General features: G+C 69.6%; 25 protein-coding genes. 21 read left to right on the forward strand and 4 right to left on the reverse strand.

All coding sequences use genetic code 11. The features are described 5' to 3' along the window. Positions 1 to 26 precede the first annotated feature (26 nt). The 8 genes from ACIBGM_RS00785 (at position 27) to ACIBGM_RS00820 (ending at position 8,759) form a co-directional block, all read left to right on the forward strand. On the forward strand, positions 27 to 869 hold the full coding sequence (locus ACIBGM_RS00785; RefSeq protein ID WP_396384032.1) for an excalibur calcium-binding domain-containing protein: 843 nt from the start codon (positions 27 to 29) through the stop codon (positions 867 to 869). Positions 870 to 983: 114 nt separating this feature from the next. Beyond that, positions 984 to 2,753, forward strand: a complete 1,770-nt coding sequence (locus tag ACIBGM_RS00790; RefSeq protein ID WP_396384033.1) for a multicopper oxidase family protein — start codon at positions 984 to 986, stop codon at positions 2,751 to 2,753. 186 nt (positions 2,754 to 2,939) lie between these two features. Continuing rightward, on the forward strand, positions 2,940 to 3,362 hold the full coding sequence (locus tag ACIBGM_RS00795; RefSeq protein WP_360530347.1) for a DUF948 domain-containing protein: 423 nt from the start codon (positions 2,940 to 2,942) through the stop codon (positions 3,360 to 3,362). Beyond that, positions 3,359 to 3,598 (forward strand): DUF6167 family protein, encoded by a 240-nt coding sequence (locus tag ACIBGM_RS00800; RefSeq protein WP_360530350.1) that lies wholly within the window; start codon positions 3,359 to 3,361, stop codon positions 3,596 to 3,598. Before ACIBGM_RS00795 ends, ACIBGM_RS00800 begins: the two co-directional genes overlap by 4 nt. 5 nt (positions 3,599 to 3,603) lie before the next feature. After that, entirely contained in the window at positions 3,604 to 6,273 is a 2,670-nt protein-coding gene (gene alaS / locus ACIBGM_RS00805; protein WP_396384034.1) for an alanine--tRNA ligase, read from the forward strand. A gap of 10 nt (positions 6,274 to 6,283) precedes the next feature. After that, the gene (gene ruvX / locus ACIBGM_RS00810; protein ID WP_360530357.1) at positions 6,284 to 6,742 is read left to right on the forward strand and encodes a Holliday junction resolvase RuvX; all 459 of its coding nucleotides are present in this window, start codon (positions 6,284 to 6,286) and stop codon (positions 6,740 to 6,742) included. Beyond that, positions 6,739 to 7,935, forward strand: coding sequence for an endolytic transglycosylase MltG (gene mltG / locus ACIBGM_RS00815; protein WP_360530360.1), 1,197 nt, complete (start codon positions 6,739 to 6,741; stop codon positions 7,933 to 7,935). Before ruvX ends, mltG begins: the two co-directional genes overlap by 4 nt. Next, positions 7,935 to 8,759: a shikimate dehydrogenase gene (locus ACIBGM_RS00820; protein WP_396384035.1), complete on the forward strand. Its 825-nt coding sequence runs from the start codon at positions 7,935 to 7,937 to the stop codon at positions 8,757 to 8,759. The genes mltG and ACIBGM_RS00820 overlap by 1 nt, the downstream gene beginning before the upstream one ends. A 32-nt stretch (positions 8,760 to 8,791) precedes the next feature. Here the strand turns inward: ACIBGM_RS00820 and ACIBGM_RS00825 are convergent, their stop codons facing one another. Then, positions 8,792 to 8,926: a hypothetical protein gene (locus ACIBGM_RS00825; RefSeq protein WP_396384036.1), complete on the reverse strand. Its 135-nt coding sequence runs from the start codon at positions 8,924 to 8,926 to the stop codon at positions 8,792 to 8,794. Here ACIBGM_RS00825 and ACIBGM_RS00830 point away from each other — a divergent pair, their 5' ends adjacent. From ACIBGM_RS00830 to ACIBGM_RS00840, 3 genes are read left to right on the forward strand one after another with little or no spacing between them, the layout of a single operon-like run. Then, a complete protein-coding gene (locus tag ACIBGM_RS00830; protein ID WP_396384037.1) occupies positions 8,927 to 9,298 on the forward strand; it encodes a BBE domain-containing protein in 372 nt (123 codons plus the stop codon). It begins immediately after the preceding gene. 13 nt (positions 9,299 to 9,311) lie between these two features. Next, positions 9,312 to 10,361: a DUF2330 domain-containing protein gene (locus ACIBGM_RS00835; protein WP_396384038.1), complete on the forward strand. Its 1,050-nt coding sequence runs from the start codon at positions 9,312 to 9,314 to the stop codon at positions 10,359 to 10,361. 32 nt (positions 10,362 to 10,393) lie between these two features. Next, positions 10,394 to 11,101: a prepilin peptidase gene (locus ACIBGM_RS00840; RefSeq protein WP_396384039.1), complete on the forward strand. Its 708-nt coding sequence runs from the start codon at positions 10,394 to 10,396 to the stop codon at positions 11,099 to 11,101. Between the two features lie 31 nt (positions 11,102 to 11,132). Here ACIBGM_RS00840 and ACIBGM_RS00845 read toward each other — a convergent pair whose 3' ends face one another. Further along, positions 11,133 to 12,254 (reverse strand): ADP-ribosylglycohydrolase family protein, encoded by a 1,122-nt coding sequence (locus ACIBGM_RS00845; protein WP_396384040.1) that lies wholly within the window; start codon positions 12,252 to 12,254, stop codon positions 11,133 to 11,135. A 112-nt stretch (positions 12,255 to 12,366) separates the two neighbouring features. Here ACIBGM_RS00845 and ACIBGM_RS00850 point away from each other — a divergent pair, with 112 nt between their 5' ends. The 10 genes from ACIBGM_RS00850 to ACIBGM_RS00895 all read left to right on the forward strand — a co-directional run bounded on the left by ACIBGM_RS00850 (position 12,367) and on the right by ACIBGM_RS00895 (position 21,570). Further along, positions 12,367 to 12,579, forward strand: a complete 213-nt coding sequence (locus ACIBGM_RS00850) for a hypothetical protein (RefSeq protein ID WP_396384041.1) — start codon at positions 12,367 to 12,369, stop codon at positions 12,577 to 12,579. A gap of 83 nt (positions 12,580 to 12,662) precedes the next feature. After that, the gene (locus ACIBGM_RS00855; RefSeq protein WP_360530381.1) at positions 12,663 to 12,926 is read left to right on the forward strand and encodes a type II toxin-antitoxin system Phd/YefM family antitoxin; all 264 of its coding nucleotides are present in this window, start codon (positions 12,663 to 12,665) and stop codon (positions 12,924 to 12,926) included. Beyond that, positions 12,923 to 13,342, forward strand: coding sequence for a type II toxin-antitoxin system VapC family toxin (locus ACIBGM_RS00860; protein ID WP_396384042.1), 420 nt, complete (start codon positions 12,923 to 12,925; stop codon positions 13,340 to 13,342). Before ACIBGM_RS00855 ends, ACIBGM_RS00860 begins: the two co-directional genes overlap by 4 nt. A gap of 44 nt (positions 13,343 to 13,386) precedes the next feature. After that, positions 13,387 to 14,592 (forward strand): chorismate synthase, encoded by a 1,206-nt coding sequence (aroC, locus tag ACIBGM_RS00865; RefSeq protein WP_396384043.1) that lies wholly within the window; start codon positions 13,387 to 13,389, stop codon positions 14,590 to 14,592. Further along, positions 14,589 to 15,086: a shikimate kinase gene (locus tag ACIBGM_RS00870; RefSeq protein WP_396384044.1), complete on the forward strand. Its 498-nt coding sequence runs from the start codon at positions 14,589 to 14,591 to the stop codon at positions 15,084 to 15,086. Before aroC ends, ACIBGM_RS00870 begins: the two co-directional genes overlap by 4 nt. After that, positions 15,083 to 16,171 (forward strand): 3-dehydroquinate synthase, encoded by a 1,089-nt coding sequence (gene aroB / locus ACIBGM_RS00875; protein ID WP_396384045.1) that lies wholly within the window; start codon positions 15,083 to 15,085, stop codon positions 16,169 to 16,171. Before ACIBGM_RS00870 ends, aroB begins: the two co-directional genes overlap by 4 nt. Before the next feature lie 110 nt (positions 16,172 to 16,281). Continuing rightward, entirely contained in the window at positions 16,282 to 19,059 is a 2,778-nt protein-coding gene (locus ACIBGM_RS00880; RefSeq protein WP_396384046.1) for a carboxypeptidase regulatory-like domain-containing protein, read from the forward strand. Positions 19,060 to 19,069: 10 nt separating this feature from the next. Continuing rightward, positions 19,070 to 20,155 carry a Gfo/Idh/MocA family protein gene (locus ACIBGM_RS00885; protein ID WP_396384047.1) on the forward strand — a complete coding sequence of 362 codons (1,086 nt, stop codon included), beginning with the start codon at positions 19,070 to 19,072 and terminating at the stop codon, positions 20,153 to 20,155. A 54-nt stretch (positions 20,156 to 20,209) separates the two neighbouring features. Next, entirely contained in the window at positions 20,210 to 20,650 is a 441-nt protein-coding gene (gene aroQ, locus ACIBGM_RS00890) for a type II 3-dehydroquinate dehydratase (RefSeq protein WP_360530402.1), read from the forward strand. 251 nt (positions 20,651 to 20,901) lie between these two features. Next, positions 20,902 to 21,570: a LuxR C-terminal-related transcriptional regulator gene (locus tag ACIBGM_RS00895; RefSeq protein WP_396384048.1), complete on the forward strand. Its 669-nt coding sequence runs from the start codon at positions 20,902 to 20,904 to the stop codon at positions 21,568 to 21,570. A gap of 566 nt (positions 21,571 to 22,136) precedes the next feature. Here ACIBGM_RS00895 and ACIBGM_RS00900 read toward each other — a convergent pair. After that, positions 22,137 to 22,760, reverse strand: coding sequence for an NAD(P)-dependent oxidoreductase (locus tag ACIBGM_RS00900; protein WP_396384049.1), 624 nt, complete (start codon positions 22,758 to 22,760; stop codon positions 22,137 to 22,139). 2 nt (positions 22,761 to 22,762) lie between these two features. After that, a complete protein-coding gene (locus tag ACIBGM_RS00905; protein ID WP_396384050.1) occupies positions 22,763 to 23,656 on the reverse strand; it encodes an EamA family transporter in 894 nt (297 codons plus the stop codon). Positions 23,657 to 23,693: the final 37 nt, after the last annotated feature.

The raw sequence follows: 23,693 nt of genomic DNA on the forward strand, positions 1-23,693 counted from the left end.
TCGGCCTGGGGGTGAAAGGTAGCGTTTTGAGGCACTTCAACCCGCCCCCTGGTTGGCCCGAACCGCCGAACGCGCGCTGGCGGCCACCGAAAAGCTGGAAACCCGATGACGACTGGCCGAAGCCTCCGGCCGGCTGGTCCTTCTGGGTCGACGAGAACGGCGTACCGGTCCGCGGCCCCGTCGGCCGGTACGGCGGCCCACCGGTGCTCAAAATGGGTGCGCTCGCAGCCGTCGTGATCACGCTGGTCGGCCTGTTGCTCGTCGTACCGTACAACGCGCGCGAGTCGGCGACCACGACGCCGAGCCTGGCAGCGCCCGAGAGCAGCACTCCGTCCGAGACGACTGATCCCGGCGACCCCGCGGGTGCCTCGCCGAGCCTGGTCGGAGTGCCGCCCCGGGAGCTCACGAGCCAGTCTCCGAGCCAGTCGCCGAGCCAGAGCACCTCACCTGCCCCCGGCCCGGCGACGAGCTGGTTCCCGCCGGCCCAGCCCGCGAATAGGCCGGCCACGCTGAGCCCACCGTGGTCGCCGACGAAGGCGGCCGCCACCCCGAACTCCCCGGCCCAGCCGTCGACGCAGCCCTCCACCGAGCCGTTCTCTCAACCCCCGTCGACACAGCCACCGTCGACGATCCAGCCGTCGACACCGCCCAGCAGCACCGTCCCGGGGCCGACCACCACAACCCAGCCGTCGACCACGCCAAGTACGACCCAGACGACTCCTCCGGCCACCACACCGACGGTGGTTTACAAGAACTGCGCTGAGGTTCGCGCCGCAGGTAAGGCACCTCTGTACCGCGGGGACCCGGGCTACACCCCGGCCCTGGACCGCAACGGCGACGGCATAGCCTGCGAGCGCGGCAACCCCTGACTGTCGGCCCCTGAGCTAGAGCCGAAGGTCACTGTCATGCGTGCCCCCAGCGCGCTCCCCTGAGAACATCAGCATTCGGCGCTGGGGGAGCCCCGAAGTATTGGGGGAGTCATCATGACCATCAGTCGACGCCGCCTGTTCCAAGCCGGAGCAGGACTGGCGATTCCGGTTGCGTTCGGTCCGGCCGCCCGCGCGACCGCCGCCGTCCCGGCCGGACTCACGATGTTCACCGAACAACTGCCGACGCTCGCCGACCTGGGTGTCATCGACGCCACCGGGGGCGGCAGCGCGACGATCCGGATGGTGAACGCCGTCCACCGGTTCCACGGCGCGCTGGGTCCGGCGGACACCTTCGCGTACCGGACGTCGGCCGGTGCACAGTCCTATCTCGGTCCGGTGATCGTGGCCCGCCGCGACGTTCCGTTCGACCTCACCGTCCGCAACGAGCTGGGCGCTCACCCGCTCGCCTTCGCGATCGACGACGAGCTGGTCGAGCAGGCCGTCGAGGAGGGCTTGGTGGCGGCCGGCACGAACGACGCGGTGGCGCCACGGGCCGCGGTCCACCTGCACGGCGGCAACACCCGGCCGGAGTTCGACGGGGGACCGCTCGACGTGTTCCTGCCGGGCACCGAGTTCGTCTACTCGTACGAGAACAGGCAGGAGTCGGCCGGGCTCTGGTACCACGACCACGCGCTGGCGATCACCCGCCTGAACGTGTACGCCGGGCTGGCCAGTGGTTACCTCATTCGGGACGACAACGATCCGGGCGACGGCAGCCGGTTGCCGGCGCCGCCGTACGAGGTGCCGCTGGTGATCCAGGACCGGATGTTCACCCAGGAAGGGACGCTCGCGTACCCGGCGAACCAGAACCCGACCACGCCACGGCCGTGGGCGCCCGAGTTCTTCGGTGACGTCGCGACCGTCAACGGCAAGGTCTGGCCGAACCTCGACGTGGCCAAGGGCAAGTACCGCTTCCGGGTCTACAACGGTTCGAACGCCCGCTTCTACCTGCTGAAGTTCATGATCGGCGCAAACGCGCACAACTTCCATCAGATCGGTACCGACGGTGGCCTGCTGGACGCCCCGGTGCAGATGAACAAGCTGACGCTCGGTCCGGGGGAGCGAGCCGACCTGGTGGTCGACTTCGCCGGGCTGCCGACCGGCGCCGCCGTCATCCTCACGAACAACGCCCGGACGCCGTTCCCCGACGGGCCGCAGGCCACACGGCGCGGCGGGGCGCCGCTGCCGCAGATCATGCGATTCACGGTGACCGGTGCGAGCGGCTACACAGCTCCGCTGCCGGCCACGTTGCGTTCGGTCCCGCTCACGAGGCTGGCGGGACAGCCGGTCGCGGCCACCCGGACGATGTCGCTGGTCGAGATCCTCGACGCGGCCGGGGCACCGCTCACCGCACTGCTCAACAACCGCTCCTTCGCCTCCGTCGACTACCGGGGCGTGCCGGTCGGCCAGGACACGCTCGAGGTCTGGGAACTGGCGAACACGACGGGTGACGCGCATCCGATCCACCTGCACTTCACCCAGTTCCAGGTGCTCAACCGGCAACGATTCGCAGTCAGCCAGTACACCGAGGCCGCGTACGGCGTGGACCCGCTCGAACCCGGGACGGGGCTCTACCTGCCGCCGTCGGTCACGCCGTACCTGGTCGGCGGCGCCGCACCGCCGCCGGCGAACGAGCGCGGCTGGAAGGACACCGTCGCGGCGATGCCCGGTGAGGTCACCCGCATCCTGGTCCCGTTCGGAGCGAACGCCGCCGGCGGTGCGCCGCTGGCGATCGGCGCGTCCTACACCGGCGAATACGTCTGGCACTGCCACATCCTCGAGCACGAGGACAACGACATGATGCAGCGCTACGTCATCGCCTGAACACGGACGAATTCCGGTCCCCGGGGCTGGCCGGCCCCGGGGACCGGCACGCGTGCGGCGACGCAGGATCGCCGGTTTGGTGGGGGACTGTGATCTGAGGGATGGTGTCCTGGAGCGGACTGAGGTATGGCCGCGCGATAAGGTCGGGCGGTCCACGAGGTCGCAACGGAAGGTGGATCGTTTCCCATGAGCGTCGGTGAAGTCGCGGGGCTGATAGCCGCCTGCGCGCTGCTCATCCTGGTGGGCCTGCTGGCCTATCCGATCCTGAAGCTGGGCAAGGTCTTCGACGAGACCCGCATCATGGTCAAGGGCGTCTCCGACTCGAGCATCCCGTTGCTCGGCGAGGTGACCACCACCGTGTCCACCACGAACGCGCAGCTGGCCAAGGTCGACACCATCACCGACAACGCGACCACGGTGACCACGAACGCGGCGGCGCTGATGTCGCTGTTCTCGGCGACCGCCGGCGGCCCGCTGGTGAAGGCCGCGGCGTTCACGTACGGCGTCCGCAAGGCGCTCGGCGACAGCCAGCGCAAGGACGTCACCCGGCGAGTGAAGGATGAGATGAAGGCCGAGCGCAAGGCACGGAAGCGAGGTGATGTCGGATGAAGCGGATCTTCTGGCTGATCGTCGGCATCGCGGTCGGCGTGTACGCCGTGACCCGGTTGAAGAAGCGCGCCCAGGTGCTCGCCCCGGAGAGCCTGCAGGAGTCCGCGGCCAAGGTGGCCGCCGCGATCCGGCACTTCGGCGACGAGGTGCGCGAGGGCATGGCCGAACGGGAGACCGAGTTGCGGGACGCGCTCGGCATCGACACAAACACAGACACGCGTGAGGACTACCGGTAACACCCATGGAAACCAGTGAGATCAGGCGGCGGTTCCTGCAGTACTTCGAGGACCGCGGCCACACCGTGGTGCCGAGTGCGCCGCTGCCGTCGCCGGACCCGAACCTGCTGTTCAACGTGGCCGGCATGGCCCAGTTCGTGCCGTACTTCGTCGGCCAGCAGACGCCGCCCTACCCGCGCGCGACCAGTGTGCAGAAGTGCGTCCGCACCCTCGACATCGACGAGGTCGGCAAGACCACCCGGCACGGCACGTTCTTCCAGATGAACGGCAACTTCTCCTTCGGCGACTACTTCAAGGAGAAGGCGATCGAGTACGCCTGGGACCTGGTCACCCGGCCCCAGCACGACGGCGGCTACGGCTTCGACGAGTCGGTGCTGTACGCGTCGGTGTACTACGAGGACGACGAGGCGATCGACCTGTGGAAGCGGGTCGCCGGCCTGCCCGACGACCGGATCGTCCGACTCGGCATGAGGGACAATTTCTGGTCGATGGGCATCCCCGGCCCGTGCGGCCCGTGCTCGGAGATCCTGATCGACCGCGGCCCGGAGTTCGGCGCCGACCGGGACTGGGAGGCGGGCGACCGCTACCTGGAGTTCTGGAACCTGGTCTTCATGCAGAACATCCGCGGTGAGGGTGGCGGCAAGGAGGGCTACCCGATCCTCGGCGAGCTGCCGAAGAAGAACATCGACACCGGTCTCGGCCTGGAGCGGGTGGCCTACCTGCTGCAGGGCGTCGACAACATGTACGAGATCGACGAGATCTACCCGGTGATCGAGAAGGCGTCGGAGCTGAGCGGCCGCAAGTACGGCGCCGACCACACCGACGACGTGCGGTTCCGGGTGGTCGCCGACCACGTCCGCAGCGCGCTGATGCTGATCGGCGACGGCGTGAACCCGGGCAACGAGCAGGGCGGCTACGTGCTGCGCCGGCTGCTCCGCCGGGCCATCCGCTCGATGCGGCTGCTCGGCTACGAGGACCCGAGCCTGGTCGAGCTGCTCCCGGTCAGCCTGGAGCAGATGAAGAAGTCGTACCCGGAGCTGGAGCCCGACTTCGGCCGGATCAGCCAGGTCGCGTACGCCGAGGAGGAGGCGTTCCGCCGGACCCTCACCGCCGGGACCAGCATCTTCGACATCGCGGTCCGCGAGACCAAGGCCGGCGGCGCGCACCAACTGGAGGGCGCGAAGGCGTTCCAGCTGCACGACACCTACGGCTTCCCGATCGACCTGACCGTCGAGATGGCCGCCGAGCAGGGCCTGAACGTGGACACCGAGGGCTTCAAGGCGCTGATGAAGGAACAGCGCGAGCGGGCCAAGGCCGACGCGCGGGCCAAGAAGGCCGGTCACGCGGACACCTCGGGTTACCGGGAGCTGCGCGAGAAGGGCGTTACCGAGTTCACCGGCTACCAGGAGCTGGCGACCGACTCGCAGGTCCGCGGGGTGCTGCGGGAGGGCGTGGTCGCACCGGCCGCCGAGCAGGGCGAGACCGTCGAGGTGGTGCTGGAGAAGACGCCGTTCTACGCGGAGTCCGGTGGCCAGATCGCCGACGAGGGCCTGATCGTCGCCGACGGCGTGAAGCTGAAGGTTCTCGACGTACAGCGGCCGGTCAAGGGCCTGATCGTGCACAAGGTCGAGGTCGTCGAGGGCGTCCTGACGCCGGGCCTGGACGTGCACGCCGAGGTTGACCACGAGTGGCGCGTATCGGCATGCCAGGCGCACTCCGGCACGCACGTCGTGCACGCGGCGCTGCGGCAGGTGCTCGGCCCGAACGCGTTGCAGAGCGGTTCGTACAACAAGCCCGGCTACCTGCGGCTCGACTTCGCCTGGTCGTCGGCGCTGGACCAGGCGACCCGGTCCGAGATCGAAGAGGTCGCGAACCTCGCCGTCCGCCAGGACCTGCCGGTCTCGGCGCAGTACATGACGCTGCCGGAGGCCCGGGACTGGGGCGCGCTGGCGCTGTTCGGCGAGACGTACGACGAGCAGGTGCGGGTCGTGGAGATCGGCGGCCCCTGGTCGCGTGAGCTCTGTGGTGGCACGCACGTGAAGCACTCGTCCCAGGTCGGTGCGCTGACCGTCACCGGTGAGTCGTCCGTCGGCGCCGGTGTTCGCCGGCTCGAGGCGTTCGTCGGCATGGAGGCGCTCCGCTACCTCGGCAAGGAGCGCGCGCTGGTCCGGCTGCTGAGCGAGAACCTCAAGGCCCGTCCGGAGGAGCTGCCCGCGAAGGTGGCCGACTTGGCCGAGCGGCTGCGGGTCGCGGAGAAGGAGCTCGAGCGGGTCCGCGCCGGCCAGGTGCTGGCGGCCGCCGCCGAGCTGTCCGCGAACCCGAAGGACGTCTTCGGGGTCCAGTACGTCGGTCATCGCGCCCCCGACGGCGTGAACGGCGGGGACCTGCGGAAGCTGGCCCTCGACGTCCGCGGCCGGATGGCGGCCGACAAGCCGGCCGTGGTCGCCGTACTGAGCGTGAACGACGGCAAGCCCGGTGTGGTGATCGCGCTGAACGACACCGCGCGCGAGTGGCGGCTGAAGGCCGGTGACCTGGTCCGGGTCGCGGCCGAGAAGCTGGGCGGCCGCGGTGGCGGCAAGGACGACGTCGCGCAGGGTGGCGGCACCGACCCGGCCGGCGCCGACGACGCGCTGTCCGCGGTCGAGCACACCATCGGCCAGCTCGTGACGGGTTGATGCGTTCCTGATGAGATCTGGTGTGCGGCTCGCGCTCGACATCGGCGACGTCCGGATCGGCGTCGCCAGCAGCGATCCGCACGGAATCCTGGCCACCCCGGTGGAGACGATCCGCCGGGGCCCCGGCGATCTGGATAGGATCGCGGCACTCGCCGCCGAACTCGAGGCGGTCGAGATCGTGGTCGGCCTGCCGCGCTCGCTGTCCGGGGGCGAAGGCCCGGCCGCGGTGAAGATCCGGGAAACGGCGGAGCTGGTGCGGGCTAAGGTGCAGGAGGGCAACTCGGGGACGGCGGTGCGCCTGGTGGACGAGCGGTTCACCACGGTCACGGCCGAGCGGATGCTGCGGGAACGGGGAAAGAAGGGCTCCAAGCGGCGGGCCGTGGTCGACCAGGCCGCGGCGGTCGTGATTCTGCAACACGCTCTCGACGTGGAGCGCGAGACTGGGAACCCACCCGGGAGGCCCCTGTGAACAGAACACCGGTGGAAGACGACGTGACGGACGGCGACGATCTGGGCGCCGGCCTCGGGCTCCGTGCCGAGAGCCGGGTCGACCGCCGCGCGAACCGCCGCAAGGCGCGGGCCCGGCGCGGGTTCGGCTGCTTCGCCGGCCTGATCTCGCTGGTGGTCGTCGGCGCGCTGGTGGCCGGGGCCGTGATCGGCTTCGGTAAGGGCCGGGACGCGCTGGAGCAGATGTTCGCCGCCCCCGACTTCCAGGGCGCCGGCACCGGCTCGGTGGTGGTCGAGATCACCCAGGGGCAGAGCGCCCAGGCGATCGCGGACACGCTGGAGAAGAAGGGCGTGGTGAAGAGCGCCAAGGCGTTCGAGCGGGCGGCCCGGGACGACCCGCGCTCGCGCCAGCTCCAGGCCGGCACCTACACGCTGCACAAGGAGATGTCGGCCAAGGCCGCGCTCGAGCTGATGCTGGACACCGGCAAGTCGATCCTGGTCACCCGGATCGGGTTCCGGGCCGGCCTGACCAAGGCCGAGGTCAGCGACACGCTGCAGAAGTCGCCGAAGCTGAAGCTGCCCGCCGGCGCCGCCGCGACCGCGCTGTCGAAGCCGGCCGCGCTGGGCCTGCCGTCGTACGCGAACAACAACGCCGAGGGCTTCCTGTACCCGGGCACGTACGACGTGTCGAAGGGCGCGACGGCGTACACGATCATCAAGATGATGACGCAGAAGTACGCGACGACCGCGGCCGAGCTGGACCTGGTGGGGACCGCGAAACGCAAGAAGCTGGACCCGTACCAGGCGGTGATCGTGGCCAGCATCATCGGCGCCGAGACCAACCGCCCGCAGGACTACGCCAAGGTGTCCCGGGTGATCTACAACCGGATGCGGATCGGCATGCGGCTGCAGATGGACTCGACGATCCACTACGTGGTCGGCCGGGACGGCGGCGTGTTCACCACGCCCGAGCAGCGCGACATGGACTCGCCGTACAACACCTACAAGGTCAAGGGCCTGCCGCCGACGCCGATCAACTCGCCGACCAAGGACACGCTGCGAGCCGCGCTCAACCCTGCCCAGGGATCCTGGCTGTACTTCACCCTGGTCAACCTGGACACCGGTGAGACGGCGTTCGCCAGTACGTCGGACGAGCACGAGGCAAACGTGAAGAAGCTGCAGGCGTGGTGCCAGTCCCACAAGGGCCGGTGCTGATGACCCGTTGCGCCGTTCTCGGGTCGCCGATCGCGCACTCGTTGTCGCCGGCGATGCATCGGGCTGCGTATGCGGCACTCGGGCTCGACTGGCAGTACGACGCTTTCGAGGTCGGCGAGGACGAGTTGCGCGGGTTCGTCGCCTCGCTCGGGGACGACGTCCGTGGGTTGTCGCTGACGATGCCGCTGAAGCGGGTCGCGCTGGACCTGGTGGACACCGTCGACCCGGTCGCGGAGCTGATCGGCGCGGCGAACACGATGCTGTTCGAGCCGGACGGATCCCGGTCGGCCCACAACACCGACGTACCCGGGCTGGTGAACGCCTTCGCCGAGCGCGGGATCACCGCCGCTGACTCGGCCGTCGTGCTGGGCGGTGGGGCGACCGCCGCGTCCACGCTGGCGGCGTTGCGTGGCCTGAAGGTCAGCGAGGTGACCGTCGTCGTCCGGGACGTCTCCAGGGCCGAGCGGCTGCTGGACCTGGCCGCCGAGCTGGGGCTGAAGACCTCGGTCGCGGACTTCTCGCAGGTCGAGCAGATCGGCGGGTTCGACCTGTGCATCTCGACACTGCCCGGCGGTGCCGTCGACCCGTGGGCCGAGCACTTCGCCGGGGTCGCGCCGGTGGTGTTCGACGTGGCGTACCACCCGTGGCCGACCGGGCTCGCGATCGCCGCGCACCGAATCGGTACAGAGCTGTTGAACGGCCTTGATCTCCTCGTGCATCAGGCGACCCTCCAGGTGGAGATGATGACCGGTAGGTCGCCGGCGCCCCTGGCGGCCATGAGGACCGCCGCCCGTGAGGAGCTCGACGATCGTGGGCCAGTTTGACCGCCGGACACTGCTGAGGGCAGGTGCTGTCGTCACCGCCGGAGCGCTGACCAGCGGAAGGCGGCGGCCGTCGTCCGCGGCGGGCAGAAGTTCGCGCAGTCGGCGCCGATCACGTCCTGGGGCAACTGCACATCGATGCCCGCAGCAACGGAACGCTGTCGATCCACGTGCTCGGCATCTCCACTACCGGCAACGCGGCGGCCGCGGCCGCGCAGCTGGAGTCGTTCGTCGGCTCGAAGGCGTCGACGCGGTCGATCACGGTGAAGACGCACATGGAGGCGGTCCGGTACCTCGGCGCCTGGCGGTCGGCGCTCGGGGTCATCCAGTGGTACTCGTCCGCACAGGGCCGGACCGCGCAGACCTTCATCACCAACTGCCATCGCGCGGTCCGCAAGTACTCGGCCGGCGGCTACGTGAACTACGTCGAGAACGGCCGCTCGGTCAGCACGTACTACGGCGCCGGACTGGCCCGCCTGCGCACCGTCAAGAAGAAGTATGACCCCAGCAACTTCTTCCGCACTCCGTACACCCTTGTCTAGCTAGTCTCCCGCCATGAGGTTCTGGCGGGTTGTCGTGGGTGTGCTGGCTCTCGGGTTCGTTGCGGCCGGGGTGACGCCGGCGTGGGCATGTGCCTGCGGCGGCTACCTGCCCGACCAGGAGTCGCGGGCCCGGGCGTACGGCGAGAACGCGCTGGTCCGCCACCAGGGCGGGACCGAGGAGATCACGCTGTCGATGGCGATCAACGGGTCGTCGAAGAAGGCGGCCTGGATCATGCCGGTGCCGTCCGAGGCCAAGGTCGAGCTCGGCGAGGAACGCCTGTTCGACCGGCTGCAGTGGACGACCCGGGAGCGGGTCGAGAGGCGAAAGACGTACTGGCCGTTCCGGGACCTCGGCATCATGGGAAGCGGCCGGGACGGCGCCGGCGCCGCGGCTCCCGGCAGCGCCAACGGGGTGAACGTGCGGCAGCAGATGCTGCTCGGCCCGTTCGAGGTCGTCCGCCTGACCGGCACCAGCGGCGGCGCGGTGACCGACTGGCTGCGCTCGAACGCGTACGTCGTACCGCCCACGCTGGCTGCGAACCTGACGCCGTACCTGGCCGAGAAGTGGGAGATCGTCGCGGTGAAGCTCGCGCCGAAGCAGCCCGGTGAGGACATGAGCGGGTCGACCCCGCCGCTCAAGCTGACCTTCGCCTCGGAGCGGATCGTCTACCCGATGCGGCTCAGCAAGGGCGCCACGTCCGACCAGACGGTCACGGTCTACGTCGCCGCCGAGCACCGCGTCGACGCGACCCAACTGCCGGACGCAGCCGTGCAGCCGGAGCTCCTGTACGCCGGTCGCGTCGAGGACGAGGCATTGCCGGCGCCCGCCAACTTCCTGACCGCCTACACGGCCGAGTACGACGAGCCGGGGCGGATCACCTCCGACTTCGTCTTCCAGCGGGCCGCGACGGACGACGAGTTCCAGCGCGTCCGGTATGTCACGGTCAACGACGGCCTGTGGAGCACGGTCGGCATCCTGCTCGGCGGTCCGCTGCTACTCGGCCTCGCCGCGGTGGTGATCGCCAGGATCCTGGTACGGCGGTCGTCCACAGGCCGCGCGTAGCAGTCCGCGGAAATCGTCTAGGCTCCTGGATCGTGCCGGCTGAGAACGCGTTGCTCGCCGCAGGGGCCGGTGTCGCCTTCTGCGGTCCCGCGGCGTACCTGCTCGGCCCGTGGCTGATGCGGCGGATCCCCGAGCCGACGCTGGAGGAGGGCGAGACCAAGATCCCGTACGCCGACCTCGCCGGTCGCCGGGCGGCGTTCTGGTGCGGTCTGCTCGCGGGCGTATCCGGGGGACTGCTCGGCTGGATGCTAGGGACGACCCCGGTGCTGGTCGCCTGGCTGCTGCTCGCTGTGTCAGGCGCCGTGCTCGGGTACATCGACGCGCGGACCCGGTACTTGCCCTCGGCGATCATCTGGCCGTCGTACCTGGTCGTCGGGCTGGCGCTGCTGGGCGCGGCCGTGGTGTCGGGCGAGTGGGGCTCGATGCGGCGCGCGGTGATCGCGGGTGCGATCGGGTTCGTCGTGTTCTACGTGCTGTGGTTCGTGTTCCCGCGCGGCGTCGGCTTCGGCGACGTCCGACTGTCCGGCTTGCTCGGGCTCGCGCTCGGCTGGCTCGGGTGGGGTGAGTTCATCACCGGTCTGTACGGCGGCTTCTTCCTCGGCGCGGTCGTCGGCATCGTGCTGATCGTGACCAAGGTGATGACCCGCAAACAGATGGTCCCCTTCGGCCCCTTCATGCTCATCGGCGCCCTCGGCGGCGTCCTCCTCGGCGGCCCCCTCGCGGAGTTGTACGCCGGATAGCTGATGCGGCCGGTCAGTTGTCGATCGAGGGTTACCAGCCTGGGTAGCGGGTCCGCCACCTGAGGTCGGGGTTGTAGTCGCCGTGCAGGCTGGCCGGCTTGGTGAACTCCAGGGCGAAGTCGTCGGCGAGCTCGAGGATGACTGCGCGGCCCTCGACGGCGAAGACGAGCTCGGGCGGCAGAGCCGTCTCGCCGTGGAGGGCGCCCAGGATGTTCCCGCAGATTGCGCCGGTGGAGTCGCTGTCTCCGGTGTGGGTGACCGACAGTGCGAGCGCGTCCAGGAACTGCTCCGGTGCCGGGTAAGCGAGAGCGGCGTACACCGCGATCGCGAGCGCCTCTTCGGCAACCCAGCCACCGCCGAGCTTCTCGACGGTCGTTGGCCCGTGCTCGGATGCACTGGCGGCGAGTTGGCGGGCGGCCGCTAGCGCCGTACTGGTCTCCTCGTGGTTCGGCCGCTGGGCGAGCACCGCGGCGGTCGTATCCAGCGCGGCGTTGAGGTCCGCGCCCTCACAGAGCTCGCGGATGATCACTGCCAAGGCGCCGGAGGCGAGCTTTCCGGTCGGGTGACCGTGGGTATAGCCGGCGGCGTCGGCGGCCGAGTCGAAGACCCAGTCCCGGTCGAACCACTTGGAAGGCAGCAGGCCGAAGGGCGCCACCCGCATCACTCCACCGCAACCCTTGGAGTCGTTCCGCGCCTGCCCGCCGAACTGCTCGATCTTGGCGTTGCCGTTGCGTGCGCCCCGCAAGGCGCTGAGGCAGGTGTTGCCCGGCGCGCGGCGTGCGTACAGCCACTGCTCGCCCTGCAACCAGCCGTCGCGTTCACCACTCGGCGAGCGGAGCTCCTGCGTGTCCAGCCACCGGTCGTAGGCGTGGTGCACGACCGCCACCGTGAACCCAATACCGCGATCGGCCCGCACTCCCGCCCGGATCAGTCCTTCGGCGGTGAACAACGTCATCTGAGTGTCGTCGGTGATCGTCCCCGGCGGCCAGCCGATCCGCCCGGACACGAATGTCCGGACTCCGTCGGGATGCGTGGCGACGATCGACGTACTGTCCTCGAACTCGACCGGAGCTCCCAGCGCGTCGCCGATCGCTCCACCCAGCAGGCAGCCGCGAATCCGCGCCCGCCACGTCTCCTCCGTAGCCCGGTCCATGCCACGACCCTATCGACGGTGGTGTCAGCGCTACCCCGAACACGGGTTCCCGAGCCAGTTCCCGCGAAGCCGATCGCTCCTACGGTCGTTGGTAGAGCGAAAGGAGCACGTGATGACCACCGCATTCCGCCGTACCGCCGGGCGCGTCGCCGCGGCCGGGCTCGCCAGTGCGGCGCTCGCGGGCGCCGCGATCTCCGGCGGTCAGGCCGCCCGGGAGTCGACGGGCTGCACGGAGTCCGTTCTCGGCAAGACCTTCGACGTCGTGCTGACCTTCCGGGACGCGCTCTCCTCCGACACCGCTCACGCGTGCATGCGCCGCCAGTAGCCACGGCCCCGAGGCATCGGTCGCGGCGAGTGCATTGGTGAATTCTGTCCAGTCTGTCTAGACTGTTTCCGAGGTGATGGGTGATGGCGATCGCTGGACAGTGGCAGGTGCAAGAAGCGAAACAGCATTTCAGTGAGCTGATCCGGGCCGTGCATGCCGACGGTCCGCAGTTCGTGACGAAGCACGGCCGCCAGGTTGCCGTCGTGCTGGACATCGTGGACTACCGGCGAATGACGGGAGAGGAACTGGTGGTTGACTTCAAGGACTTCCTGGCCTCGGCACCCGATCTGACCGTGCTCGAGATCGAGCGCTCGGATGCTCCGGTCCGGCAGGTCGAGTTCGAGTGAACTACCTGCTCGACACCAACGTGGTGTCGGAGTTCCGGAAGAAGGTTCCGCACGCCGGTGCCGCGGGCTGGATCAGGTCGGTGCGGTCGAGTGACCTGTATCTGAGTGTGCTGGTGGTCGGAGAGCTCCGGCAGGGGATCGAGCGACTCGCGGGCCGTGATCAGGTGCAGGCCATGGCGATCGAGGAATGGACCCAACGGCTGGTCAGGGGGTACGGCGACCGGATCATCCCGGTGACTGTGGAGGTCGCCGAGACGTGGGGCAGGCTCAACGCTCGCTCACTGCTGCCACTGGTGGATGGGCTGATGGCTGCGACCGCCTTGGCGTACGACTGGACTCTCGTCAGCCGTAACACCGCGGATGTGGCACGGACCGGTGTCCGGCTGCTCAACCCGTTCGAGCTCGCTGCGCAGTGAGACCGGCGTCCGGGCGGTGGAATGCGCGTGGAAGAATCGGGGGCATGCTGCGCTGGCTCACCGCCGGCGAGTCGCACGGACAAGCGCTCGTCGCCGTACTCGAAGGTCTTCCCGCAGGCGTCAAGGTCACCACGGACGACGTGGCCGACGCCCTGGCTCGTCGTCGGCTCGGCTACGGCCGCGGCGCCCGGATGAAGTTCGAGCGGGACGAGGTGACGTTCGTCGGCGGGTTCCGGCACGGGCTGTCGCTGGGCAGCCCGATCGCGATCCAGGTCGGCAACACCGAGTGGCCGAAGTGGGAGCAGGTGATGGCCCCCGACCCGGTCGACCCGGAGACGCTGGCCGACCTGGCCCGGAACGCGCCGCTGACCCGCCCGCGCCCCGGTCACGCGGACCTGGCCGGCATGCAGAAGTACGGCTTCGACGAGGCCCGCCCGGTGCTCGAGCGGGCCAGCGCCCGCGAGACCGCGGCCCGGGTCGCGCTCGGCGAGGTCGCGGCCCGCTTCCTGAACCAGGCGTTCGGCGTGACCATCGTCAGCCACGTCGTCGAGCTCGGCACGGTCAAGGCGCCGTACGGCGTGATCCCGTCGTACGGCGACGTCGCGAAGCTGGACGCGGACCCGGTGCGCTGCCTGGACGCGGACGCGAGCAAGGCGATGGTGGCCGAGATCGACACCGCGCAGAAGGCCGGCGACACCCTCGGCGGCGTCGTCGAGGTCGTCGTTGACGGGCTGCCGCCCGGCCTCGGCAGCTACGTGCACTGGGACCGGCGGCTGGACTCGAAGCTGGCCGGCGCGCTGATGGGCATCCAGGCGATCAAGGGTGTCGAGCTCGGGGACGGGTTCGAGTTGGCCCGGACGCCGGGGTCGAAGGCGCACGACGAGATCGTCGCCGAGGACGGCGTGGTCCGGCGGACCGGCGGTCGCTCCGGTGGCACCGAAGGCGGCATGAGCACCGGCGAGACGCTGCGGGTACGGGCCGCGATGAAGCCGATCGCGACCGTGCCGCGGGCGCTGCGCACGATCGACACCACGACCGGCGAGGCCGCGTCGGCACACCACCAGCGGTCCGACGTGTGCGCCGTACCGGCTGCGGGGATCGTGGCCGAGGCGATGGTGGCGCTGGTGCTGGCCGAGGTCGCGCTGGAGAAGTTCGGCGGCGATTCGGTCGAGGAGTCGTCCCGCAACCACAAGGCATACCTGGCGAACCTGCCGTCGACCATCACGCCGCGGGAGTGGGCAGAGCTGTGAGCCCGGTAGTCGTCCTGGTCGGGCCGCCCGGCTCGGGGAAGTCGACCATTGCCGAACTGCTGGCCGAGCGGCTCGGCGTGCGGCACCGCGACACCGACACCGACATCGAGGAGGAGGCCGGCAAGCCGATCTCGGACATCTTCGTCGACCACGGTGAGCCGCACTTCCGGGCGCTCGAGCGGGCCGCCATCGTCGCCGCGCTGCAGGGCGACGACGTCCTGTCGCTCGGCGGCGGCGCGATTCTGGACCCGGACACCCGCGCCGACCTGGCTGGGCACAACGTGGTCTTCCTGGACGTCAGCCTCGGCGAGGCGGCCAAGCGTGTCGGCCTCGGGGTCGCGCGCCCGCTCCTGCTCGGCAACGTCCGCACCCAGCTGCGCAACCTGATGGAAGCGCGCCGGCCGCTGTACACCGAGGTCGCCAAGCTCACCGTGCAGACCGACAACCGCACCCCCGACGAGATCGCCGACGAAATCCTGGAGCACCTCAAGTGAACCGGATTCGAGTCGCCGCGGCGGCGCCGTACGACGTGGTGATCGGCAACAACCTGCTCGGGGAGCTGCCCGGGCTGCTCGGTGACGGTGTCCAGCGGGTCGCCGTCATCCACCCGCGGGCGTTGCGGACCAGCGGGGACGCGATCCGCGACGACCTGACCGCCGGCGGCTACACCGCGCACGCGATCGAGATCCCGGACGCCGAAGAGGCCAAGACTGCGGAGGTGCTCGCGTACTGCTGGTCGGTGCTCGGGCAGGCCGGGTTCACCCGGTCGGACGCGATCGTCGGCGTCGGCGGCGGGACGACGACCGACCTGGCCGGCTTCGTCGCCGCGACCTGGCTGCGCGGCGTGAAGGTCGTGCACATTCCGACCACGCTGCTCGGCATGGTCGACGCGGCGGTCGGCGGCAAGACCGGCATCAACACCGCCGAGGGCAAGAACCTGGTCGGCGCGTTCTGGGAGCCGGCCGGGGTGCTGTGCGACCTGGCCGCGCTGGAGACGCTGCCGCGCAACGACTACATCAGCGGTCTCGCCGAAGTGGTGAAGTGCGGCTTCATCGCGGACCCGGTGATCCTCGACCTGGTCGAGAAGGACCCGGCCGGCGCCTCCAGCGCGGAGTACGACGCCACCGAGGAGCTGATCGCCCGCGCGATCCAGGTGAAGGCGGACACCGTCGGCGCGGACCTGCGGGAGCGGACCACGACGGTCGGCGGCCGGATCGGCCGGGAGGCGCTGAACTACGGCCACACCCTCGGCCACGCGATCGAGCGGGTCGAGCGGTACAAGTGGCGGCACGGCGCCGCGATCAGCATCGGCATGGTGTTCGTCGCCGAACTGGCCCGTGCGGCCGGTCGCCTCGACGACGCGACCGCCGACCGGCACCGCGCCGTACTGGAGACGCTGGGGCTGCCGGTGAAGTACCGCGCCGACGCCTGGCCGCACCTGCAGGACGCGATGAAGCTGGACAAGAAGACCCGGGCCGACCGGCTCCGCTTCGTCGTCCTCGACGGCCTGGCCAAGCCCGCGATCTTCGAGGCGCCCGATCCAAGCCTGCTGGTCGCGGCCTACGCCGAAGTCAGCTGACGCCAGTTCGACCATCGGCTGACCGGATCCGGTCACCTGCTGGACTTGCCCTTGTTCATCGGTGGAAACCACTCCAGGATGTCGGAGGACACCTTGGAAAGGGCTTTCCGATGGGCAAGAGGCTGGGGCGCGCCCTGCTGGGCGCGGTGTTGCTCGGGGTAGGGCTGCTGCCGTCCAGTGCGGCCGCGGTGGAAAGCGGCGGCGGCACCAAGTACTACGTCGACGCCGTGCACGGGTCCGACCAGGCGAAGGGCACCTCGCCCGGTCGCGCCTGGCGGAGCCTGCAGAAGGTCAACGACACGACCTTCGAGCCGGGCGACCAGGTTCTGCTCCGCGCCGGCCAGAGCTGGGGCGGGCAGTTGTGGCCGAAGGGCTCCGGCGCGACTGGCCGGCCGATCGTGATCGACAAGTACGGTCCGGGCGCGAGGCCCGCGATCCACGGCGCCGGTGAGGTCGCCGAGACGGTCCGGCTGTTCAACCAGCACGACTGGGAGATCCGCAACCTCGAGGTCACCAACGCCAGGCCGCTCACCGGCGAGCCCGGGACCAATCTCCGCGACCTCCGCGGGATCGAGGTGGCCGGCGACGCCGGCGGCACCCTCAGCCACTTCGTCCTCGACGGCGTCGACGTGCACGACGTCACCGGCGAGGTGAACTGGATCGGCGGCGACCCGGCCGGCAACAAGCCCGGCGTCACCTTCCAGACCGGCTGGGACCGCTCGAAGAACACCGGCGGCATCGTCTTCCGCGGCACGGTCGCCGACGTCGCGAACCCGGGTACGGCGACCGTCCTCGACGACATCCTGGTGCAGAACTCCTCGGTCAAGCGCACGTCGTTCGCCGGCATCGTCGTCAAGCAGCACACCGGCTCGTCCGAGGGCGCGGTGCAGACCGGCTGGGGTGAGCGCGCGAACGCCACCGACCCGCGGTTCACCCCGCACACGAACGTCGTGATCCGCAACAACTTCATCCAGCAGGACGGCAACGACTACGCCTGCAACGGGATGTACCTGACCGACGTCCGCGGCGGCCTGGTCGAGGGCAACGTGGTCTACCGGGCCGGCACGTCCGGCATCGAGGCGTACTACGCCGACGACGTGGTGATCCAGCACAACGAGGTGTACGAGACCCAGCAGAAGGCCGGTGGCGCGGACTCGAACGCGATCGACCCGGACAAGGCGACGACCCGGATCGTGGTGCAGTACAACTTCGTCCACCACAACGGGGACGGGATCCTGATCTGCCAGTTCTCGTTCGGCGACACGGTCATCCGCTACAACACCATCGCCGGCAACTCGCGCTACCAGATCTACCTGCACTCCGACCGGGCCGCGACCGCGAAGGTCTACAACAACACGATCTACAGCGATCGCAGCGACCACCTGATCTACGGCTACGGCAGTTCGCTGGCCGCGACGTACGACATCCGCAACAACATCCTGTACTCGACCCGGGCGAACGCTTCGCTGACCACGAGTCCGACGATCACCTACGACAACAACCTCTACGCCGGCGCGGCGCTCGCCGTACCGTCGTCGGATCGTCGTGCGCTGCAGGGCGATCCGCTGTTCAAGGCGGCGCTGAGCGGTCCGTACGGGACTGAGGAGAGCGGCCCGCGGCTGGATCGGGCGCTGGCGCTGGTGCCGACGTCGGGATCGATCGCCGTCGGCACAGCGGCTGCGGTCGAGGACAACGGTGGGCGGGACTACGCCGGTACGGCGCTCTACCAGGGACCGCCCGACCTGGGCGCCTTCGAGTACCGGACTCCGCGGCAGCAGACGTGGGAGTCCGTCAACGGCTTCGTCCGCGACCAGTTCGGTCACCCGGTCGAGGGAGCAACCGTCGTTGCCGGGTCTCGTAGTGCCGTGACTCAGGCCGGTGGGTTTTACCGGCTCGAAGGCTTCGCGTTCGGCTCGGTCGCCACGGTCACCGCGAGCAAGGACGGGTATGACGCGGGCAGCGCGACTGTCGCCGTACGCCGGGGTGACACGAGCAGGCAGGACCTGACGGTCGGGTTGCAGGACACCGATGGGTCGATCACCGGGCGCGTGCTCGACCAACGGGCTCAGGCCTTGCCGGGTGCTGCGGTCACCGTGCGGTCTGGAGGCGAGGTTGTCGGCACGACTCAGTCGGGTGCGGACGGCGGCTTCGTCGTACCGGATGTGCCGATGGGCAGTGGGTACACGGTGGTGGCTGAGCTCAGCGGACGGCAGACCGTCGAGCGGTCCGGTGTGGCTGTGCTGCCTGCGGCTGCGGCCGACGCCGGTGCGTTCCTGCTGGCGGATCCGGTGCGCGACGAGCAGCAGGCCCACGACTTCGATGCGTTGCCACCCGGTGCACTGCCCACGGGAACCGGCGGCTGGACGGTGAATGCGACCGGCAACGCGGTCGACGTCGCCGAGGTGCCGTCGGCGTCGGATCGGAGCGTCCGGCTCGCCCGCGGGACGAACACCGGCGGTACGGCGGGAACCGGGATCTCCCAGGTGTTCGCGACGCCGCTGCGTGGGCTGGTGACCGTCGAGGCGCGGGTGATGCGCGACCAGCCGTACCTGTCCGGCAGCAACTGGTTCGGCCTGCCGTACCTCTACAACGAGAGCGGCACGGCGGCAGTCAGCGTCGCCTTCGACAAGGGCAACATCATCGCGTACGAAGGCTCGACCTCGCGGACCGTCGGCAGCTACGAGCTCGGCCGCTGGTACGACGTCCGGCTGGTCGTCGACACGGTCAACCAGCGGTTCGACCTGTTCATCGACGGAGTGCGGATCAGTGACGACCAGCCGTTCCGCACCGCGATGCCCGCGCTGGGCGGGATCGCGTTCTACGCCAACAGTTCCAACTACGGCAGCGCGCACGTCGACGACGTACGCATCTCCTACGGTCTCTCCTGAAAGGGTATGCATGTCTGACAGCAAGTACCGGATCGCGATCGTCGGCACCGGCGGGATCGCCAACGCCCACGCCGGAGCGGTGGTGGCCTGTGCAGACCGCGCCCAGCTCGTCGGCGCGGTCGACGTCGACCTCGACCGGGCGCAGGCGTTCGCGACCAAGTGGGACATCCCCACCGTGTACTCGAGCCTGACCGAGCTGCTCGCGGCCGGCGAGGTCGACCTGGTCCACCTGTGCACGCCGCCGAGCTCGCACGTGCCGTTGGCCGCGGAGTGCCTCGCGGCGGGTGTCGACGTACTGACGGAGAAGCCGCCGACGTTGTCGCTGGACGAGCTCGACGAGCTGCTGGAGGCCGAGCGGGCGTCGTCCGCGCAGGTCGTGTGCATCTTCCAGCACCGCTTCGGTTCGAGTGCGGTGCGGCTGCGCGAGCTCGCCGCCGACGGGGTGCTCGGGCGGCCGTTGGTTGCCCTGTGCAACACAGTCTGGTACCGCGACGACGAGTACTTCGCGATGCCCTGGCGGGGGACCTTCGAGGTCGAGGGCGGCGGCCCGACAATGGGGCACGGGATCCACCAGTTCGACCTGCTGCTGTCGATCCTCGGCCCGTGGGAGAAGGTCACCGCGATCGCGGCCCGGCAGGCCCGGCCGACCAAGACCGAGGACGTCTCGATGGCGCTGGTCACCTTCGAGAACGGCGCGGTGGCGTCGGTCGTGAACTCGCTGGTCTCGCCGCGGCAGACGTCCGAGCTGCGCTTCGACTACGAGAACGCGACGGTCGAGCTGGAACACCTCTACGGCTACAAGAACGAAAACTGGACCGTCACGCCCGCACCGGATCAGGACTCGGTGAGCGAGGCGTGGGCCAACGGCCTCCCCGAGGTGCCGAGCGGTCACACAGCCCAGCTCAACGCCGTCCTGGACGCCCTGCTGGCCGGCAAGGCGGCACCGGTGCCCCTGGCCGAGGCCCGAAACACGATTGAGCTCGCAGCCGCGATCTACGCCTCGGCCTTCACAGACAAGCCAGTCCGCCGCGGCGAGCTGACCAAGGGCTCCGACTACGCCCACCGAATGGGCGGCCCCGGAGCCCCCTGGTCCTGACTGGCAGGACGGTTTGGAGGCGTGGTGGGGGAGGGGCTCCACTAGGGTGGTTGTGTGAGTGGACGACGGGTGCTGGTGCTGAACGGGCCGAATCTTGGGCGGCTGGGGTCGCGGGAGCCGGAGAAGTACGGGACGACGACGTTCGCCGACCTGGTCGGGGAGTGCGAGAAGGCCGGTGCCGAGCTCGGGTTGGAGGTCGAGGTCCGGCAGACCGACGACGAGGCCGAGTTGGTCGGCTGGCTGCACGAGGCGGCCGACGGGAAGCTGCCGGTGGTGCTCAACCCGGCCGCGTTTACGCACTACTCGTACTCGCTGCGCGACGCCTGCGCGCAGCGCACCGCGCCGCTGATCGAGATCCACCTGACGAACCCCGCCACCCGCGAGGAGTTCCGGCACAACAGCGTCGTCTCCGGCGTCGCCACCGGCACCATCGCCGGCTTCGGCATCGACTCCTACCGCCTCGCCCTGCGCGCCATCAGCTCGCTGGACGCGTAACCAATCTGCCCTTTCGGGCATCTAGCAGGTGAAGGCAGGCCCGGGGAGCTGGTTTTCCGGGCCTGTTTCCGCGGTCTCGCGGCCAAGAGATCGAGGTGAGACGCCGGTGCTTCACGCTTGGCGTGGGTCGTGACCCGGTCTTAAGGCTGGCTGAAGGTTCGGGTGCACGATCGGAATCGACGATTTTGGGGGTTCGTGTGCCTACGGATTCGGTCCGTTCCGTTCATCAACGCTCTGGGGGAGTGACAAGTATGTCCATGCAGCAACGTATTCCGGTCTGGGTGAAAGCCCTCGACCCGCTGTCGCAGTTCGGGTTGGTGCACGCGCTGCGGCAGCGGCCGGAGATCGCCCTGCTCACCGACGCCGACCTGGCGTCGATCCAGGCCAAGCCGACCGATCAGCGCACTGCCCCGCCAGTGGTCGCGTTGATCGCCGTCGACTCGCTGGACGCGGCAGCTGTACAGGTGCTCCGGGCGGCAACTCAGCGGGGGTGCCGCCGGACCGTGCTGATCGGCAGCACGATCGACGACGACGCGTTGATGACCGCGGTCGAGCTGGGGGTGTCCGGTGTGCTTCGGCGTACCGAGGCGACGGCCGATCGCATCGTGCACCTCCTGCAGGCCGCGGCCGCGGGTGACGGCAGTCTGCCGCCGGATCTGCTCGGCCGGCTGCTCGGTCAGGTGTCGCGGATGCAGCGGCACGTGCTTGCGCCGCGCGGGCTGTCCCACACCGGGCTGTCCGACCGCGAGACGCAGGTCCTGCGGCTGGTGGCCGACGGCAAGGACACGCAGGAGATCGCCCGGGAGCTGTCCTACTCGGAGCGGACGGTCAAGAACGTCCTGCACGACGTGACCAGCCGCCTGCAACTGAAGAACCGCTCGCACGCCGTCGCCTACGCCCTCCGCGAGGGCCTGATCTGATATGGACTGACCTGGTGTAAAGAGGGCAGGGTCAGGCGCCGCTGGAGAGGGCTGGTCCAGCGGCGCCTGACGTGTCAACGTGGAGCACGCGCAGCGCAGCGAGCATGAACGACGTTGATGCCGACCAGCGCCTGGACCACCATCACCGAACGAGGCAATGCAGTCCGCGCCCACTCAGTCGTGCGTCACTCCATACCGTCTAGTGCCTCGTCGAGAAGCATTCGGGGACCCATCCGCGACCCCCGTCCACCCCGCGGTCACATGACGGGTTATCCCCTCAAGTTGTCCCTTCTCCCCCCGCAGGGGACGGGAGAAGGGACAATTTCAGGGGTTCTCCCCTGAAATGCCCGCGCCGGGGGGCGGCGGCGGTGGTGGATGGTGGGTGCGGGCGCCGGTGCTGTGGTGGGTGGACAGGGCGGGCGGGTGGTGCGGTTCGACAGGAGGTGTCCGGTGCTCGAGCCTGCTCGGTGGCCGGTTCAGGCGAGGATCGGCCGGCAGTGGGCCTATACGTCCTGTCGAGCGGTACCGAACAGCGGTTACGACCCGAACGTCCCTTGACGCGGATATCAGGTGCCGACAGTGAAGCGGGTGCGCCGATGGCGTGCCCGCTCGGCTTCGTCGATCAGGGCGATCGCAAAGTCCTCCATCGAGAGGGACGACGTGCCGTCGTCAGCGGTCACCAGGTGGTCCCGGCCCAGTCGGTAGCCGCCGGTGCGGACGCCCGGTTCGAGCAGCGCGGGCGGAGTCACGTAGGTCCAGTCGACGTCCGCGGCCGCCCGGATCACCTCGTACTGCTCGATGCACGCGAGCGCGATCGGCAGCAGGCTCTCCGGAAAGTCCGGTGCCTCGACCAACGGCACCTCCAGGCCCGGCACGAGCAGACTCGCCGCGCCGCCGACCAGGATGAGTCGTACGCCGCTGGCTCGCAGACCGATCAGCAGACCCTTGGCGGCCTCGACGAGCTGCCCCTCCTGGCCGGGTGGCGGCCGGGTCGCGCTGATGACTACGTCATGGCCTTCGCTCAATGCGGCGACGTCGTTCGGGTTGGAGGCGTCGCCTTGCCGATGGTGAGCGGACGGTTGGAGTGGCCGGGTGCGGCTGACCGTCGTCACCTCGTGGCCGCGACGGACTGCTTCCTGCACAACCCGGCTGCCGACGGCGCCGGACGAGCCGAAGACGAGGATGCGCATGCTCAGCACCTCTCCGCAGCCGGGATCAGCACCGGTGCCGCGGTGGGTCTCCGCCCGAGTTGCGAGCTGAGCAGCGCCGCCAGGACGACGAGGCCGCCGACGCCCTGAGCCGTGGTGAGGCGCTGGTCGAGCGCCAGCCAGCCGATGACCGTCGCGGTCACCGGGCTGAGGAGCAGCAGAAAGGTGACATCGGTGGGGGAGAGGTGCCGGATCCCACGGAACCACAGGGCGTACGCGACCGCGGAGCCGATGAGCGCCAGGTAGGCGTAGCCGAGGACGTTCTGGGCAGTCATCGCCGGCGGCGTTCCCTCGACCAGGTAGACGACGGGCAGCAGCACCAGACCGCCGGCGGCGAGTTGCCAGCCGGTCGTGGCCAGCAGCGGAGCCGGTGACGTCCAGCGCTTGCTCAGGACGACGCCGAAGGCCATCACCACCGCGCCACCGAGCGCTGCGATCACACCCCAGGTGTCGAGGCGGGCGTCGGCGCGCAGGACCAGCAGGCCAACGCCGAAGACACCGCCGATCGCTGCCAGCACGGTCCGCAGCGACAGTCGCTGATGAAGCAGACCGGTCGACAACAGGGCGACGAACAGCGGCTGGATTGCACCGACGGTCGCGGCCACACCGCCCGGCAGCCGGTAGGCACCGATGAACAGCAGCGCGTTGAACGCACCGATGTTGAGCGTGCCGAGGACCAGCGACCGCCACCACCAACTGCCACGGGGGACGGCGCGGGTGATCAGGACGAGGAGCAGTCCGGCGGGCAGTGTTCGGAGCAGCGCGGCCAGGAACGGACGGCCCGGCGGCAGCAGCTCGGTGGTGACCAGGTAGGTGGTGCCCCAGAGCAGCGGCGTGATCGCCGTGACCAGGAGAAGAGAGACTCGATTGCTTAGCACTAAGATAAAATATCTCAGCGCTAAGCTACTTTCAATC

This window comes from Kribbella sp. NPDC050470 (assembly GCF_044458365.1).
Classification (GTDB): domain Bacteria; phylum Actinomycetota; class Actinomycetes; order Propionibacteriales; family Kribbellaceae; genus Kribbella.